Origin of the sequence: Bradyrhizobium sp. BRP19, assembly GCF_020194195.1 — a bacterium.
Classification (GTDB): domain Bacteria; phylum Pseudomonadota; class Alphaproteobacteria; order Rhizobiales; family Xanthobacteraceae; genus Bradyrhizobium; species Bradyrhizobium yuanmingense.
The window spans coordinates 364,823-380,936 of the sequence record NZ_JADYVZ010000003.1; the positions used below are offsets into that span (position 1 = coordinate 364,823).

Annotated in this window: 13 protein-coding genes; 7 read left to right on the forward strand and 6 right to left on the reverse strand. The window is 64.9% G+C overall.

What is annotated here, in order from left to right; genetic code table 11:
• Positions 1–222: 222 nt before the first annotated feature.
• Positions 223–2,391, forward strand: coding sequence for a murein L,D-transpeptidase (locus tag I6F36_RS12025; RefSeq protein ID WP_225126291.1), 2,169 nt, complete (start codon positions 223–225; stop codon positions 2,389–2,391).
• Between the two features lie 284 nt (positions 2,392–2,675).
• Positions 2,676–4,268, forward strand: coding sequence for a DUF882 domain-containing protein (locus tag I6F36_RS12030; RefSeq protein ID WP_225126293.1), 1,593 nt, complete (start codon positions 2,676–2,678; stop codon positions 4,266–4,268).
• A 49-nt stretch (positions 4,269–4,317) separates the two neighbouring features.
• Here the strand turns inward: I6F36_RS12030 and I6F36_RS12035 are convergent, their stop codons facing one another.
• From I6F36_RS12035 to I6F36_RS12045, 3 genes are all read right to left on the reverse strand, one after another.
• A complete protein-coding gene (locus I6F36_RS12035) occupies positions 4,318–6,084 on the reverse strand; it encodes an adenylate/guanylate cyclase domain-containing protein (RefSeq protein ID WP_035998656.1) in 1,767 nt (588 codons plus the stop codon).
• A gap of 86 nt (positions 6,085–6,170) precedes the next feature.
• On the reverse strand, positions 6,171–6,443 hold the full coding sequence (locus I6F36_RS12040; protein ID WP_018641571.1) for a DUF2312 domain-containing protein: 273 nt from the start codon (positions 6,441–6,443) through the stop codon (positions 6,171–6,173).
• Between the two features lie 195 nt (positions 6,444–6,638).
• Positions 6,639–6,944: a DUF1244 domain-containing protein gene (locus tag I6F36_RS12045; RefSeq protein WP_035998652.1), complete on the reverse strand. Its 306-nt coding sequence runs from the start codon at positions 6,942–6,944 to the stop codon at positions 6,639–6,641.
• A 153-nt stretch (positions 6,945–7,097) separates the two neighbouring features.
• Between I6F36_RS12045 and I6F36_RS12050 the strand changes: the two genes are divergently transcribed.
• The 3 genes from I6F36_RS12050 to I6F36_RS12060 all read left to right on the forward strand — a co-directional run bounded on the left by I6F36_RS12050 (position 7,098) and on the right by I6F36_RS12060 (position 10,268).
• Positions 7,098–7,679, forward strand: a complete 582-nt coding sequence (locus tag I6F36_RS12050) for a DUF1036 domain-containing protein (protein ID WP_035998649.1) — start codon at positions 7,098–7,100, stop codon at positions 7,677–7,679.
• Positions 7,676–9,112 carry a pyruvate kinase gene (gene pyk / locus I6F36_RS12055; RefSeq protein WP_036021924.1) on the forward strand — a complete coding sequence of 479 codons (1,437 nt, stop codon included), beginning with the start codon at positions 7,676–7,678 and terminating at the stop codon, positions 9,110–9,112. The genes I6F36_RS12050 and pyk overlap by 4 nt, the downstream gene beginning before the upstream one ends.
• A gap of 247 nt (positions 9,113–9,359) precedes the next feature.
• The gene (locus I6F36_RS12060) at positions 9,360–10,268 is read left to right on the forward strand and encodes a DMT family transporter (RefSeq protein WP_225126295.1); all 909 of its coding nucleotides are present in this window, start codon (positions 9,360–9,362) and stop codon (positions 10,266–10,268) included.
• Positions 10,269–10,301: 33 nt separating this feature from the next.
• Here I6F36_RS12060 and I6F36_RS12065 read toward each other — a convergent pair whose 3' ends face one another.
• Entirely contained in the window at positions 10,302–10,982 is a 681-nt protein-coding gene (locus I6F36_RS12065; protein WP_057028549.1) for a TetR/AcrR family transcriptional regulator, read from the reverse strand.
• Between the two features lie 441 nt (positions 10,983–11,423).
• Between I6F36_RS12065 and I6F36_RS12070 the strand changes: the two genes are divergently transcribed.
• On the forward strand, positions 11,424–13,016 hold the full coding sequence (locus I6F36_RS12070) for a glycosyltransferase 87 family protein (RefSeq protein WP_225171490.1): 1,593 nt from the start codon (positions 11,424–11,426) through the stop codon (positions 13,014–13,016).
• A 74-nt stretch (positions 13,017–13,090) separates the two neighbouring features.
• Positions 13,091–14,323 carry a glycosyltransferase family 87 protein gene (locus I6F36_RS12075; RefSeq protein ID WP_225126299.1) on the forward strand — a complete coding sequence of 411 codons (1,233 nt, stop codon included), beginning with the start codon at positions 13,091–13,093 and terminating at the stop codon, positions 14,321–14,323.
• Positions 14,324–14,377: 54 nt separating this feature from the next.
• Here the strand turns inward: I6F36_RS12075 and I6F36_RS12080 are convergent, their stop codons facing one another.
• Both I6F36_RS12080 and I6F36_RS12085 read right to left on the reverse strand, forming a co-directional pair.
• A complete protein-coding gene (locus tag I6F36_RS12080) occupies positions 14,378–15,607 on the reverse strand; it encodes a glycosyltransferase family 87 protein (RefSeq protein WP_225171491.1) in 1,230 nt (409 codons plus the stop codon).
• Between the two features lie 168 nt (positions 15,608–15,775).
• On the reverse strand, positions 15,776–15,940 hold the full coding sequence (locus tag I6F36_RS12085) for a Flp family type IVb pilin (RefSeq protein WP_128264172.1): 165 nt from the start codon (positions 15,938–15,940) through the stop codon (positions 15,776–15,778).
• Positions 15,941–16,114: the final 174 nt, after the last annotated feature.

Below are 16,114 nucleotides of genomic sequence, written 5' to 3' on the forward strand. Positions count from 1 at the left end.
AGAAGCGTACAATCCGTTGCCAAGAGGCTCCCTTGAAGTCAGTTTGTCGTGAGTTGCCCCGGGCAGCGCTGGCCGCAAAATCGGGGCCTGTATATCGTCTGCGTCAGAATCGTTGCGTGCAGGCGTGCAACTTTCGAGAGGCCGGCGCGGTTTAGCCGAAACATCAATAAGCGATAACGAGCTGTTCCATGAAGGAACAGTTCACCCGAGGGGTGCGACACAATGCGTGACCGTTTGAACCACCGTGTGGGCTTTGACCGTGTCTTGATGACGGTCGCGGCGACCTTCCTCACGGTGTCGGCCAGCTCGGCCCTGGCGCAGGATCTGCCGCGCAGCAGCGCCGCGGAACTCGCGATCGAAGCCGCGATCCCGCGCCCCGAACCGGCAAACGTCCCGCCCCCGACTGCAGCCGACATCAAGCTCGACACCACCGCCACGGTGCAGGATTCCACGAAGGACGTCGCAAGGGATTCCGCCAAGGTGAACGTCCCGCCCACGGCGGACAAGGTGGAGACCAAGCCCTCCGACCTTGCCACCACACCCGCGCCGGAAGCGCCGAAGAGCGAGACTGCAAAAACCGAGCCGGCCAAGGCCGACACCGCAACGGCCACGCCGGCGGCTCCCGCAGCACCGGCCGCCGAACCGGTGAAGGCCGCAAGCAACGTGCCCACCGCCGACCAACCGGTCGCGGACAAGCTCAAGGACATCATCGGCGCTAAGACCTCGCGCCATTTCGACCGCAAGAACGAGCGTGCAGCGATTGAGAAGTTCTACGGCGCGCGCGACTTCGCGCCGGTCTGGACGCAAGGCGGCAACCTGACTGCTGCGGCCAAGGGCGTGATCGCACGGCTCAAGGACGCGGCGTCCGACGGTCTCAATCCCGCCGACTATCCGGTGCCGGATTTCGCCGCCACGACCCCCGATGCGCTGGCTGATGCCGAGCTCAAGCTCACCGCCAGCATGTTCGACTATGCCCGCCACGCCCAGAGCGGCCGCATGCATTGGTCGCAGGCCGGCGGCGACATTCTCTATCCCGAGCATCCGGTCGATCCCGGCGAAGTGCTCGCCAAGATCACGACGGCGGCGGACGCCTCCGCGGCGCTCGAGAGTTACAACCCGCCGCACAAGCTCTACAAGGAGCTGAAGGCCAAGCTCGCCGAGCTGCGCGGCCAGGGCAGCGGTCCGGTGATCGAGATCGCCGACGGCCCTGCGCTGAAATACACCCCTGCCGGCAAGAAGCAGGCTGAGATCGTCGTGGAAGATCCGCGCGTGCCGCAACTGCGCGCCAAGCTCGGCCTCGCCGAGAATGCCAGCGACACCCGCTACGACGCTGCGGTCGCCGAAGCCGTGCGCAAGTTCCAGACCGGCGCCGAGCTGAAGCCGACCGGCATCCTAGACGACAAGACGGTCAAGGCGCTCAACACCCCCAAGCGCGACAAGCAGATCGACGTGGTGCTGGTGAACATGGAGCGCTGGCGCTGGCTGCCGCGCGATCTCGGCGCGCCGGCGCTGGGTGACGCCTATGTCATCCTCAACATTCCCGATTTCACTTTGAAAGTGATGCAACGCGGCCAGCAGGTCTGGACCACACGCGTCGTCACCGGCAAGCCGGGCAAGCAAGCCACCCCGCTCCTCACCGAGACGATGAAGTACATCACGGTGAACCCGACCTGGAATGTGCCGCCATCCATCGTTTACAACGAGTACCTGCCGGCATTGCAGCAGGACCCGACCGTGCTTCAACGCATGGGCCTGAGGCTTGAGCAAAACCGCGACGGCTCGGTGCACATTTCGCAGCCGCCGGGCGAAGCCAACGCGCTCGGCCGCATCCGCTTCAACTTCCCGAACAAGTTCCTCGTCTATCAACACGACACGCCGGACAAGCATTTGTTCGCCAAGGAAGAGCGCGCCTTCAGCCATGGCTGCATGCGCGTGCAGAATCCGGATCAGTACGCCTCCGTTCTGCTCAACATCGTCATGCCGAACGAGAAGTACACGCCGGAGCGCATCCGCAGCATGTACGGCAAAAGCGAGATCGACCTGAAATTCCCGACCCCAATCCCGGTCAACATCACCTACCAGACCGCGTTCGTGGATGAGGCCGGCAAGCTGCAATTCCGCAAGGACGTCTATGGTCGCGACGCGGCCATGATCAACGTCCTGAAGAACAACCGCGGCAAGGACCTCGAGGCCGTCGTGGCGCATTCCCAGCCGAGCTATTCGCGTCCGGCAACGACGCTGCCCTCCGGAGTGGCCGTGGCCAACAACGGCAGCGGCTTCGGCTCGTCCGGGCCGAACTTCTTCGAGCGGCTGTTCGGGGCGCCCACCCAGGCCGTGCCCCCGGCACCGGTCGGCCGCCGTCCGCAACAGCAGCGGGTGTTTACCCGCTGACGCCCGTCCCGCACTCGTTTTCCTGAAATTCTGCAAGGAAATCAGCGACCCCGTCCCCAGGATGGGGTCGTTGACGTTAACCATGCTGCGAACTGCGATGGGGCGGCGGGCGTTTTTTTGCCACAGTCAACCGCTTAGGATCGTAATCTGACTTGGTTTGGGGGCGAGAAGGTCAACCTCAAATTAACCTTCTCGCTTTAAGAAAGCGTTCATCCTCTTTCGCGCTGCTAACGGGGTTGGCGGGAGAGTCCATTTGAACGCTCGTCGACTGGGTGGGCTCATACGTGCTGACTGGTCTCGCACGCCAATTCGTTGTGCTGTCGTTGTCCCATGCGGGCGTGAAGGCCGGATCCCGGATCGGCCTTGCGGCTGCATTGCTGCTTGCGGCCGCCGGTTCGGTTCATGACGCCGCCGCTCTGAACGAGACCAAGACGCTCTCGTTCCACCACACCCATTCCGGCGAAGACCTCACCGTCACCTTCAAGCGCGACGGGCGCTACGACGAGGCGGCGCTGAAGCAGCTCAACCACTTCCTGCGCGACTGGCGTACCCAGGAACAGACGGTCATGGACCGTCGCCTGTTCGACATCCTCTGGGAAGTCTATCGGGACGTCGACGGCAAGCAGCCGATTCAGATCATCTCCTCCTATCGCTCCCCCGCCACCAACGCCATGCTCCGCCGCCGCTCCTCCGGCGTGGCGCGCGCCAGCCAGCACATGCTGGGCCATGCGATAGACTTCTTCATCCCCGGCGTACCGCTGGAGCAGATCCGCTTCGCCGGCCTGCGTCTGCAGCGCGGCGGGGTCGGCTTCTATCCGACATCCGGCTCGCCTTTCGTGCACCTCGACACCGGCAGCGTCCGGCACTGGCCGCGGATGACGCATGACCAGCTCGCCCGCGTCTTCCCGGACGGCAAGACGGTGCATCTGCCGACCGATGGCGTGCCGCTGAAGAACTATGAGCTCGCCAAGGCCGAGATCGAGCGGCGCGGCAGCGGCGATGACGCCGGCAGCAAGCCGAATTTCTTCGCAGCCTTGTTCAGGAGCAAGCCGGCAGCTCCGGCCGCCAGCGACGAGGATGACGAGGGCGCGCCCAGCCCGGCCGCGAAGCCGGCGGCACCGACCGTCGTCGCAGCCGCCGCCAAGCCCGCCGAGCCGGTGCCGACGCCGCGCGCCAAGCCGCAGATCGCCGCCGCGATCCAGCTCGCGTCGGCCGATGCGCAGATCGTCGCGCCGCCCAAGCCGAAGCCCGCGCCCGTGGCTGACAAGCCCGCTGCCAGCAAGCCGGAAACCCCGGCCGACATCATCAATGCGCGCGGCTTCTGGGATGACGTTCCGGCCATGCCGCAGCAGGCGACGCCGGCGCAGGTCGCCGCGCTGAAGGCGCGCCAGGCGCTGGCCGCGGCCACCGATCCGCAACCGACCGCGAGCGTGTCCAACGCGGCCCTGCAAGCCCTGGCTTACGCGCCGGCGGCGTCCCCGGTCGACCGCGGCAATGTCGTCGCCGCCTCGGCGCCGATCCCGCGCACCACCCGCCCCCGTAGCGTGGCTCAGGCGCCGGAGATCAACAGCGTGGTCGGCAAGAGCGTCGACGGCAGGGTCGCAACCGCGACCCGCCTGTCTGCGGCCAAGGGCGAGAGCATCTGGCTCAAGATCGTGATGCTGTCGCCGAGCGCCAGCCACGCGATGTCGGTGACGCTGATGGGCGAGCTCGATACCGCGGCGCTGCGCGGCTATTTCGTCAAGCCGCGCTCCGTGATCGCGATGGGCTTCTCCGACGACCCGATGCAGGGCCTGTCCTGCGACAATTTCTCGGGCAGCGCGACCGCAAAGCTCGAGACGACGTCGTTCGTCGTGCGCACCGCCGCGCTGCGCTGAGTCCTCTGTGCCAGCAAAGCTCTCTCTGTTCGTCCTTGCCCGGGGTCGATCAAGCCGGCAAGCCGGCCGCGATGAGGCCGGCCTCGTGACGCTGCCGGTCGGGCTCGCGCTTGTAGTGCAGCGTCGCAAGATAAGCTGCCACCGAGAATCCCGGTTCGCGCTTCAAGACCTCGGCGGCGTGAGCGCCGGCCGCGATCGCGTTCTTCATCTGCGCGAATGTCGCCGCCAGGAACGCATGATGGGTATAGTCGGGGCGCGTGATCCTTGAAAACGCCTCGGCGGCCTCGGCGTATTTCTCCGCGCAATAATAGGCGCGGCCCAGATGGCTCCAGAAGCGCTCGGGATGATAGGGGTTGAGACGCATCGCTTTCCTGATCCAGTCGATGCCTTCCTCCGGCAGGCCCAGCCAGGTCAGAAGCTCTCCCTGTTGCACGACGACGAGGTCGTAGTTCGGATTGAGGGCGAGTGCACGCTCCTGGTGATAGGTGGCCTTTTCGTAGTCGTGTCGCGTCAGATTGAGCGCGGCGAGAATTCGGTGCACGTCCGCGTCGTTGTCGTCGAGCGCCAACGCAATTTCCAGCTCCGAAGCAACCTGCTCGAAGGTCGCCTCGCGGTCGGCGCACCAGCCATAGATCCAGCACTGACCGAGCACGCATGCCTTCCAGGCATGAGCGTGGGCATAGTTCGGATCCATCGCCAGCGCGCGGTTGAGCAGCGTCTGCGCCTGAGCGTTGTCGTCGCGGGTTGACCGATGATGCAGGAGCTTCGCAGCCAACACGCATTCGTAAGCGGGCATGTTGTCGGTCGGCTTGCGCTTGGTGCGGTCGTGCGTTGCGGCTTCTACCCGACCCGGCAACGTCGCCACGATCGCGCGGGTCATCTCGTCCTGGATGGCGAAGATATCCCGGAGCTCGCGGTCGTAGCGTTCCGCCCAGATATGGCGGTCGGTCTCTGCATCGATCAGCTGCACGGTGACGCGGACGCGCTCGCCGGCCTTGCGAACGCTGCCCTCGATGACATAGTCGACTCCGAACTCACGGCCGATGTCCTGGACCTTTACGGCCTTTCCCTTGTAGACGAACGTCGAGTTGCGGGAGATGACGAGCAGGTCGTGGAAGCGCGAAAGCTCGGTGATGATGTCCTCGGTGAGACCGTCAGCGAAGAACTCCTGCTCCGGATCGCCGCTCATATTGGCGAACGGCAGCACGGCGATGGACGGCTTCTTCGAAACACCCGGCGGCGTCAGAGCACGATTGGACCCGTCAGGCAGGCTTGCGGGCCCCTCCGCCAGCCGAATGCGGAAGATGCGGATTGGACGGGCGATGTTCTTGACGCTCTGTTCACCGAGATCGTCGAACTGAACGCCGTCGAGCCGGTCGCCGACCTGATCGCGCACCGCGCCGGAGACGCAGATTCCTCCGGGCTCGGCCAGCGTCTCCAGCCGCGCCGCGACGTTGACGCCATCGCCGAATATGTCGTTCTGATCGACGATGACGTCGCCGAGATTGATGCCGATGCGGAATTGGATCCACCGCGGCGGCGGGACGTCGGCATTGCGCCGCGCCATGCGGCGCTGAACCTCGGCCGCACATAGCACGGCATCGACGACGCTGTGGAATTCCGCGAGCATGCCGTCGCCGGTCGTCTTGATGATACGGCCGCGATTCTTGGCAATGGCAGGATCGATGAGCTCGACACGATGGGTCTTGAGGCGCGCAAGAGTGCCGGCCTCGTCGACCTCCATCAGCCGGCTGAAGCCGACCATGTCGGCAGCGAGAACCGCGGCAAGCCTGCGCTCTGGTCCCGGCACATCCATCGCTCGGTCCCTTCACCGAGCAACCTAGCAGATGCCGAGATTTTGCCCAAGCTTGGTGCGCTGCAACGCCGACCGGGCGGGGCGCCTCAGAGCATCCCCAGCGCCTGCATGTAGGTCTCGAGGATGGTCTCTGCCTCGGCGCGCTCGTTGGGGTCCTGCTTGCGCAGGCGCACGATGGTGCGCAGCGCCTTGACGTCGTAGCCGTTGCCCTTGCTTTCGGCATAGACGTCGCGGATGTCGTCGGAGATCGCCTTCTTCTCTTCCTCCAGCCGCTCGATGCGCTCGATGATGGATTTGAGCTGGTCCTTGGCGAATTTCGTCGCGGGCTCGTCGTCGCGGACGGCGGCGGAGGTGGCCATCTTGGTACTCCCAATGGAACTGGCAAAACGAGGTGACGCCGGCATCCCTCACCGCGCGTGCTGGGTAGACCCTTAGGGTCGGCGCTCCCAGCGTTCAAGCAAGCATCACGCTCGTCCACAGCGCGCCCACACCTTCCTGCGCTGACGCACAGAAAGCTGTTGTGTGGTGCGACTCAGGGCTCGGCGATGGGCCGTTCAATGCCCGTGGGGATGGACCTTCTTCATCGCCTCGAGCTGCTCGGGCGTGGCCGTGCCCTGGTGCTTCGCCTTCCAGGTCTCATAGGGCATGCCGTAGACGGCCTCCCGGCTCTCGTCCTTGCTCAAGGCGACGCCCTGGGCGTCCGCGGCGTCCTTGAGCCAGTTGGACAGGCAATTGCGGCAGAAGCCGGCCAGATTCATCAGGTCGATGTTCTGGACGTCGGTGCGGCTCCGCAGATGCTCGACCAAGCGCCGAAAAGCGGCCGCCTCGAGCTCCGTTCTGGTTTTGTCGTCGATTGCCATGGCTGTCTTCCTCAAGGTCCGTTCCGGGGCAGGGTTACGGGATCAGGTGGGTCTTGTCACAGATTTTGCCATATCGCGGCGCAAAGGGGCCACTGCCCGGCTGCCCCCGGCCCAACGCCAAATCGTCAATGATCTGGTATAGCTTCCGCGACAATGACTGCCGAATCTCCCCGCTCCCCGCTTTACCTGCTCGCCCGGTTGGTCCCGGTGCTGGTGGTCGCCCTGGCGTGCCTCTACGCCGGCCCGGCCTCCGCCGATTTCCGCCTCTGCAACAACACGTCGAGCCGGGTCGGGATCGCGCTCGGCTACAAGGACGCCGAGGGCTGGACCACCGAGGGCTGGTGGAACATCTCGTCCCGTTCCTGCGAGACGCTGCTGCGCGGCACGCTGGTCGCCCGGTACTACTACATCTACGCCATCGACTACGACCGCGGCGGCGAATGGTCGGGCCAAGCCTTCATGTGCTCCCGCGACAAGGAGTTCACCATCCGCGGCACCGAGGATTGCCTGGCCCGCGGTTATGACCGCACCGGCTATTTCGAGGTCGACACCGGCGAGCAGCGCGCCTGGACGGTGCAGCTGACCGACGCCAACGAACAGCCGGCGCAGCAGCGCGTGCCTGGCCTGCCCGGCCCGGTGGGCCCGGGCGGCGTTCCGGGTTTGCCCAATAGCCCGCCCGGTGCTACGCCCCCGGGCTCGCCCGGCCTGCCACCCCCGTCTGGAAATAAGCCATGAGGCGCCTTCGCCGTATCAAGATTCTCGCGACCCTGGGACCAGCCTCTTCAGACCTCGCGATGATCCGTCGCCTGTTCGAGGCCGGCGCCGACCTGTTCCGCATCAACATGAGCCACACCCCGCATGACAAGATGCGGGAGCTGGTGGCGACGATCCGCAACGTCGAGAGCAGCTACGGCCGGCCGATCGGCATCCTGGTCGACCTGCAGGGTCCGAAGCTGAGACTGGGCTCCTTTGCCGAAGGGGCGATCCAGCTCCAGAACGGACAGACCTTCACGCTGGATTCCGACAAGACGCCCGGCGATGCCACGCGCGTCCAGCTCCCGCATCCGGAGATCCTGGCGGCGCTCAGGCCCGGCCATGCGCTGCTGCTCGACGACGGCAAGGTGCGGCTGATCGCGGAGGAGACCTCGAAGGAGCATGCGGTGACGCGTGTCGTGGTCGGCGGCAAGATGAGCGACCGCAAGGGCGTCAGCCTGCCCGACACCGACCTGCCGGTCTCGGCGATGACGCCCAAGGACCGCGCCGACCTCGAGGCCGCCCTCGTCACCGGCGTCGACTGGATCGCGCTGTCCTTCGTGCAGCGCGCCGACGACGTCATCGAGGCCAAGAAGATGATCCGCGGCCGGGCCGCCGTGATGGCCAAGATCGAGAAGCCGCAGGCGATCGACCGCCTCGCCGACATCATCGAGGCTTCCGATGCGCTGATGGTGGCGCGCGGCGACCTCGGCGTCGAGCTGCCGCTGGAGCGGGTGCCGAGCCTGCAGAAGCAGATGACGCGGATGGCGCGCCGCGCCGGCAAGCCGGTGGTGATCGCGACCCAGATGCTGGAATCGATGATCCAGTCGCCGGTGCCGACCCGCGCCGAAGTCTCCGACGTCGCCACCGCGGTCTATGAGGGCGCCGACGCCATCATGCTGTCGGCGGAATCGGCGGCCGGCAAATTCCCGGTCGAGGCGGTCTCGACCATGAACCGCATCGGCGAGGAGGTCGAGCGCGATCCGACCTACCGTTCGGTGATCATGGCCCAACGTCCGGCGCCGGAATCCACCGCGGGCGATGCCATCGCCGACGCCGCGCGGCAGATCGCCGAGACGCTCGACCTGCCGGCCTTGATCTGCTGGACCTCATCGGGCTCGACCGCCGTGCGCGTGGCGCGCGAGCGGCCGAAGCCGCCGATCGTGGCGATCACGCCGAACATCACCGCCGGCCGCCGGCTCGCGGTCGCCTGGGGCGTGCATTGCGTGGTGGCGGAGGACGCGCGCGACCAGGATGACATGGTGAGCCGCGCCGGCCAGATCGCCTTCCGCGACGGTTTCGTCCGCGCCGGCCAGCGCGTCATCATCGTCGCCGGCGTGCCGCTCGGCATCCCCGGCACCACCAACATGGTGCGCATCGCCTCGGTCGGCCCCGAGGGCGACGCCAACATGTGAGGACCGGCGGGCCGGCCAAACACAAAGTCGAAAAACAACCCCATGCACAGTAGCCGGGCGCTTGGCCGGACCTTGCCCGGGTTTCGCGAAAAAACACGCTCGGGCAATGACCTGAGCGCAATCAGGTCGCCTCTTGGCTCGCGGCGCGATTTCTTCAGGTCCCAACCAGCGCCTTGTTCGCCGGCGGCAGCGTCTGCCGCACCAGGCCGCGGGGGCGGCGAGAAGTTGTTCGAATGGAATCGGTCGCATGGCCACCGTAGAATCCGAAGCCCGCGCCCGCCCGACGCTGGGCATCGTGCTCATGGCGGCCGCGATGCTTTCGATCCCGCTGGTCGATGGGATCGCCAAATATCTGAGCGCCGACTATTCGCCGCTCTTCATCGCCTGGGCGCGCTACGCCGTGGCAAGCGCCGTCGTCCTTCCGGTGGCCGCGATCAGGTACAAAGGAGAGGTCTTTCCCGCCGAACGGCGCGCCTCCCATATGCTGCGGACGGTGTTCCTCGTCTCCGGGATGACGCTTTACTTCCTGTCCATCGCGACCGTTCCGCTGGCTACAGCCGTCAGCGCCTATTTCGTGGGGCCGGTCATCGCGGTCGCGCTCGCCGCCATGGTCCTGAAGGAGCGTTTGACGCAACGAAAGCTCGCGAGCCTGGCGCTGGGCTTCACCGGCGCCATCGTCATTCTGCGCCCGGACGGCGACATCGAGCCCGGCATTCTGCTGGCGCTCGGCGCCGGGCTAACGTTCGCGCTCTATCTGATCGCAACGCGGCAGGCTTCTCTGGTCAGCGATCCCGTCAAAACGCTCGCATTCCAGTCTGTCGTCGGCATGGTGCTCCTGACGCCACAAGCCATCTTGACCTGGACCACACCGGCTTGGGACGCTGTCATGTTCTTTCTGGCTTTGGGTGCGCTCTCTGCTGTCAGTCATGTCCTGTCCATCGCGGCATTTCGCTTCGCCGAAGCGTCCACCCTGTCGCCGCTGGTCTATCTCGAACTGCTCGGTTCCACAGCCATCGGCTATCTTGTCTTCAAGGATATCCCGCAAGGCTCCACGATCGCCGGAGCCGTCCTCATTGTGACCGCCGGGCTCATTCTTCTGAAGCGTCCCACCGGGGTTGATCAGTCCGGCCGGGAAAATGCTGATGTAGCAGGATAACAGCGGGCCCGGGCGATCCCGGTGGCGGTCGGCTCAGGCGCCGACCAGTGCCTTGGTCGTCGGCAGCAGCGTCTGCTGCACCACGAGGCCGCGGGCGCGGGCGTCCATGACGCCGACGGCGCGCAGCGCCAGCAGCGTCACGGTCTGCACCGCATCGCGCATCTTGACGGGATCATCGAGATTATCGGGCGCGAGCGGCCCGACCAGGGCCTCATGCAGCGCGCCGAGCAAGGCGGTGGCGGCGAGCGCGGTGTCCTGCGCCGGCAGATGGCCGGCACGCACGGCGGCGTCGATCCGCGAGGCGATCTCGCCGGCGATCTCGCGCCGGCTGGCGAGACGGGAGGCGCTGACATCGACATCGACAGGCTCGGCCAGGATGCCCCAGGCCAGCCTGCGCTGCGACAGCGTATGCACCGCCACGGTGGTGACCGCGGCCGCCAGCGCCGAGGACGGCCCCGGCGCGGCATCTGCCGCTCTTCGGATCGCCGCGAGCTCGTCGCGGGAGACCTCGGCAATGAGCTCGGAGATCAGCTCGGCCTTGGAGGGGAAATAGCGATAGACGGTGCCGGCCGCGACATTGGCCCGTACCGCGACCGGCGCGATCTGCACCGCCGCCATCCCGCCTTCCGCCGCCGCCTCCCGCGCCGCCGCCAGTATGGCGCTGCGCCGCGCCGCAAGGCGCTTCACCACTTGATGCGTCCGCCGATAAACCATGGCGCGCTTCCTGTCCCACACGCCGGCCGCACGCCCTGCGGCCGAACGCTTCTCACGCAATAGATGCAAATCGCCCCGCAAGGACTGAACAACTATTCAGGGTGAATGACAAGATGCAAATGCGTGGGGCGTCATGGTGGGCGGACGGAGGCGTCAAGCTGCGTCGGCGGGCGCGTGGGCTTCGTTCTGCAACGCACTCCGCCCTCGTTCCCGTTTCCGACATCCACAATCTCTAGGTGTCAAATCAGAAAATTCTCGCAAAGATTCATGCAACCTTAACTGGCTACCCGTAGTCCTACGGTTGTAAATTGGAATTCGGCAATGCGTTTCACGAGCGGGCTTTCTGCGGTTCAGCGACCCGGCTCTGCTCGTGATGTTCCCGGCGCATATGGCGCCTTGATGCTGGAACGCGCGGCGATTTCTTCCGATCCGCGAGAGGTCATGTCCCTTCCCGCGGCCGACAGGCTGCGGCGGTCGTGGAGGGCGAAGCAGCGCGGCAATGCGCTTGCAGCGATCGCCGTTGTCGTCTGCTCGATGCTGGCAGGCGCGCTCTACACCCTGGCCATGGGAGAGGACGTCAACTGGGATTGGCAGAACTACCACGAATACAATGTCTGGGCCGTTCTCAACGGCCGCTATGGCGTCGATGTGGTCCCGCCGGGCTTTCAGACCTACTTCAATCCGCTCGTCTATTTCCCCGTCTACTATCTCCGCCACGTGCTGCCGGCGCCCTATGGGCTGATGATCATCGGCGCTGTTCACGGCCTCAACCTTGCGCTGATCTGCCTGTTCGCGCGGCTGCGCCAGGCCGCAACCATCGCGTCGGTCGCAGCAGTGGTCGTCATCGCTGCCTCGGGTCCGATGACGCTCTCGGAAGTCGGCACGAGCTTTTCCGACGTGCTGCTGGCCTTGCCCGTGATCGGCGGCTGCCTTCTGATCCTGGTGGCGGATCGCCGACCGGCGATCTGCGTCCTGCTCGCGGGATTGCTGATCGGTGCCGCCGTCGGGCTGAAGCTGACCAATGTCGTCTACGCGATCGGCGCTGCCGCGGCGCTGATCGTCTCCGCGCGTCCGCTGCGGGCGATCACGCTTCTTGGCATCGGCGGAATGGCCGGCGCGGCGCTCACCGGCGGGGTATGGTGCCTGATCACGTGGCGCGACACCGGCAATCCGATCTTCCCGCTGTTCAATGCACTGTTCCAGTCGAGCGAGGTGGCCGGCGTCAACCTGATGGATGCGCAGTTCATGCCTCATGGCGTGCTCGACGCATTGGCCTACCCCTTCTACTGGCTGATCGGCGACCACCGAGGCGCGGAGCATCCGTTCCGCGACGCGCGCTTCGCGGTGGTGATGGTCCTGCTCGTGCTCGGCCTGTGGGTCCGCGCGAGGCGCAAGAGCGCGATCCTCACCCGGGGTGACGTGCAGCTGGTGGTGCTGTTTGCGGCCTCTTACCTCGCATGGCTCGGCTTGTTCTCGATCCAGCGCTATGCGGTGGTTCTGGAGCTCCTGTGCGGTCCGCTGATCGTTCTCCTGCTCACGCGCCTCGCCGCGAGCACCGGACCGTCATCGCTGACGGCGTCCCCTCGTCCGCTCGCCGTGTTGACGGTGACGCTCGCAGTCGCGATCGCAGCGTGGTCGCAGCCGGCGGACTGGTGGCACCGCCCCTGGTCCGACGTCTACCGGCCGAAGATCGCCCACGAGCTCGATCAGCCCGCGACCTATTTCATCCTCGGCAAGCCACTGGCCTATATCGCGCCGCAGCTGCCCTCCCAATCGCGCTTCTACCTGCTCGCCGATATCGCCGTGCCGATCGTCCCCGGCGGCATCTTCGACCAGCGCATTCGCGCCGGGCTGAAGACGCCGCTGCCCGGCGGCGTCCGCGAATTGCACATGCGCGGCGATCCGGACCGCAGCGCGCTGCTGGATCGCTACGAGCTCACCATCGATCGCTCCCGGCCCTGCGTCACCATTGAGGGCGCCCGCCCCGGCACGGTGATCGAAAGTTGCCCGCTGATCGCGCGGACTGCGCATTAGTCGCCGTCCGCGCGGAACTCAAACTTGAGAACCATCGCGCCTCTCGAACAGAGGCCTTACCCTTTGAGCGTACAATGAGTCATGGCAAGCTTGGCACAGGCAATCCAGCATCAGTAAGGATCTACGCGTCCCTCACCGTGGTCGCTGCGGCCATTCTGCTGGCGGTTGTCATATTTGACTTCCAACTGGCAGCATCCCAGTCGTTCCCATCGTTCGTAGTTGACCCAGGCGGCTTTCCGGTTGGTCGAGATTTTCTGAACACTTGGATAGGCGGCCGATCGGCTTTTTCCGGCGGCCCTGCGGACTGGTTTGATTCCAGCGCCTACATGGCTGCGATAGCGAAGGTGACCGGCATTCCCGATTTGGCACCTCTGTATTGGTCGTATCCGCCGCATCTTCTGTTCGTCATTTGGCCCTTTGGTTTGCTCGGTTTTCTGCCGTCGTACATTGTGTGGTGCGTCACCGGGCTCGCCCTGTATGTTTGGGCGGCAACATCATGTGGTGTCGAACGAAAATACTGGGTGTTTCTGGCCGTCGCACCTGCCGTCACGGTTAACGTATTCCTCGGCCAAAATGGCTTCTTGACCGCTGCGCTCTTGATCGGCGGTCTGGCAAACCTCGAGCGGCGGCCGATACTCGCTGGAATTTTGTTTGGTATGCTGACTATCAAGCCGCAACTCGGTCTCCTGCTTCCGATCGTGCTGGTGCTGGGAGGGCACTGGCGAGTCATTGGTTCAGCCGTCGTCATGACGGTGTCGCTTGTCGCCGCGACTGCAGCATGGTTTGGGCCAGAAATCTGGATCGCATATTGGCATAAAGTTTTGCCGCAACAGCACGAACTGCTCGACGTGGCAGGTATCATGGGCTGGCCGATCGTTGCCTCAGCCTTGATCAACGCCCGCCTTGCGGGTCTTCCGGCTGATTTGGCCTGGGTAGTGCAAGGAGCGGCGTCGGTATGCGCCGTCGGTGCAGTGGTTTGGACATTCTGGCGCAAGCGCGATCCGGTCCTCTCACTAGCGCTCTTCGTTACCGCCACCTTCTTGTTTTCGCCCTGGATCATGAACTACGACATGGTCGTATTCGGATGGATTGTCGCGCTCCTGCGTCAGCGCGGAAACGAAACGTTCGTGGATCAAATTCTTTCGCTTGCGTTATGGGCGTTGCCTATTCTGATGTTCCCATTCGGCTTCGCGCAAATACCGATTGCTTTACTGATCCTCCCCTTGTTCGCCGCGCGTCTCCTATGGCGGTTGTCCAATGGCAAAACAAAGCAGGCCTCGTCAGTGGCATCGCCAGCTTTAGCTTGAGTGGCGACATTTCCCATCTGACGTCTGACCAGTGCCTGTGCCCGACCGAGCTTCTCAGCTCGTTCGTGTGAGAGCGACCTGCGTTGACGCGGCCTCGGCACTCCGCCAGGCTGCGCAGCGTCCGAGGATCAGCCCGAACACGATCAGGATCGCCGGGAAGCCGACCGGCTGCCCGAGAAACAGGAAGCTCGCAAGCAGCGCGAAGACGAGCGCCAGCGCCATCACCTCGTGGCGTGCGAAACCTTCATCGAGCCCGGCGCGGATGAGGAACGCCACCGCGATGCCCAGCACGACCAGATCGTACATGAAAAGATAGGGCGTCGTGAGCAGCGTCGCCGTGGCGAGCATCGCCGCCTTGAGGGCGTAGGGCAGCCGGCTCCGCCACACCACGACCAGCGCCACGGCCACAGAAGCGGTCAACACCCACTGGAAGATCCATGCGAGCTGCTCGGTGCCGCCGACATAGCGCACCAGCGCGAAGATGCTCTGCATCTTGAACCAGGGCGCCCTGCCTTCGGTCAGGAAGGCCTGGGAGAACATCGGAATCCAGTGGAAGAACGCCTGCCAGCTTTCGGTGCCGAAGGCGAGCCAGGACATCGCGGCGATCGCGACGGTGACGATCGCGGCGGTGAACAGCACGGTCCATTCGGCGGCGGCGAAGAGAACCAGCGGAAACAAGAGACCGTATTGCGGCTTGTAGCTGAGAAGGCCGAGACAGATGCCGGCCAGCACCGGCCGCGTCGGCAGCAGATAGAGCATGCCGCCGATCAGCGAGGCCGTGAGGAAACCGTTCTGCCCGACCAGGATGTTGAGGAAGGCTGCCGGAAATCCAACCGCAATCACAAGGCCCGCATTGCGTCCGATGATCGCGCGCATCACGGCGAGATAAGGCACCATGCTGAAGGCGGCCCAGCCGATGAAGGCGATCGCATAGGGAAATTGCGCGAGGAAGGACGCGACGAACAGGAAGGGCGGCGGATAGTGCCAGGCGAAATGGCCGACGAAATCCTGCTTGAGCAGCGCAAGCTCGACCTGCTTCTGAATGTCCCAATCCCAGGCCTGCGCGGGGTGCCCCTCGAGCGCCAGTCTTCCGGCCGCCCAGACGTTGACGAAATCAGTGGGGATGCCGCGCCCGTCGGCGTCAAAGATCCAGAGATGGGCGAGATAGGCCGTCGGAAAATACGCCAGCGTGACGATCGCCAGCACGAAGGAGATGTTGACGAGGATCGCTGGGACCGCACCGTGACGGCCGATTGCAGGCGGAACGGAGGAGGCTTCGGCCATGCGGCTTCCTTACGCGATCATGTGAGGCGGATGCGTCCAAGCCATACACCCGAGTGACTTGAAGGAGGCTTAAGCCCGATCGTCCAACGCCCCGCGCCGAATTCCCGGGCAAAGCAAAAGAGCCCCGTCGATGACGGGGCTCCTCGCTATTCCGCTGGTCGTCCAGCCTTACTTGAGGCTGGTCGAGATCGAGCTGAACTTGGCGTTCAGCGTGGTGCCGAGGTTGTTGACGACGGTGATGATCGCCAGCGCGATGCCGGCAGCGATCAGGCCGTATTCAATGGCGGTGGCGCCGGATTCATCCTTCATGAAACGCGCAACGAGGTTCTTCATAGAGTGCTCCAAATGAGTACACGAGGCTACAACTGATCTGGTCTCTTCGGCTTCCCAGCGCCGCCCGACCATGGCAACGGAACGTAGAGGCAAAGAATTGCACCGCAGTTAATTCGGCTGCGTAAACACCGAGCGGATTGCGTGTATCGGCCCATGGTAAATCCAAGTTCGAAA

Coding starts and splice junctions, on each gene's coding strand:
- I6F36_RS12070 (WP_225171490.1), top strand. CDS start 11,424: ATGTCCCTTCCCGCGGCCGACAGGCTGCGGCGGTCGTGGAGGGCGAAG.
- I6F36_RS12035 (WP_035998656.1), bottom strand. CDS start 6,084: ATGGATGTGCCGGGACCAGAGCGCAGGCTTGCCGCGGTTCTCGCTGCC.
- pyk (WP_036021924.1), top strand. CDS start 7,676: ATGAGGCGCCTTCGCCGTATCAAGATTCTCGCGACCCTGGGACCAGCC.
- I6F36_RS12085 (WP_128264172.1), bottom strand. CDS start 15,940: ATGAAGAACCTCGTTGCGCGTTTCATGAAGGATGAATCCGGCGCCACC.
- I6F36_RS12025 (WP_225126291.1), top strand. CDS start 223: ATGCGTGACCGTTTGAACCACCGTGTGGGCTTTGACCGTGTCTTGATG.
- I6F36_RS12065 (WP_057028549.1), bottom strand. CDS start 10,982: ATGGTTTATCGGCGGACGCATCAAGTGGTGAAGCGCCTTGCGGCGCGG.
- I6F36_RS12060 (WP_225126295.1), top strand. CDS start 9,360: ATGGCCACCGTAGAATCCGAAGCCCGCGCCCGCCCGACGCTGGGCATC.
- I6F36_RS12075 (WP_225126299.1), top strand. CDS start 13,091: ATGAGTCATGGCAAGCTTGGCACAGGCAATCCAGCATCAGTAAGGATC.
- I6F36_RS12040 (WP_018641571.1), bottom strand. CDS start 6,443: ATGGCCACCTCCGCCGCCGTCCGCGACGACGAGCCCGCGACGAAATTC.
- I6F36_RS12045 (WP_035998652.1), bottom strand. CDS start 6,944: ATGGCAATCGACGACAAAACCAGAACGGAGCTCGAGGCGGCCGCTTTT.
- I6F36_RS12050 (WP_035998649.1), top strand. CDS start 7,098: ATGACTGCCGAATCTCCCCGCTCCCCGCTTTACCTGCTCGCCCGGTTG.
- I6F36_RS12080 (WP_225171491.1), bottom strand. CDS start 15,607: ATGGCCGAAGCCTCCTCCGTTCCGCCTGCAATCGGCCGTCACGGTGCG.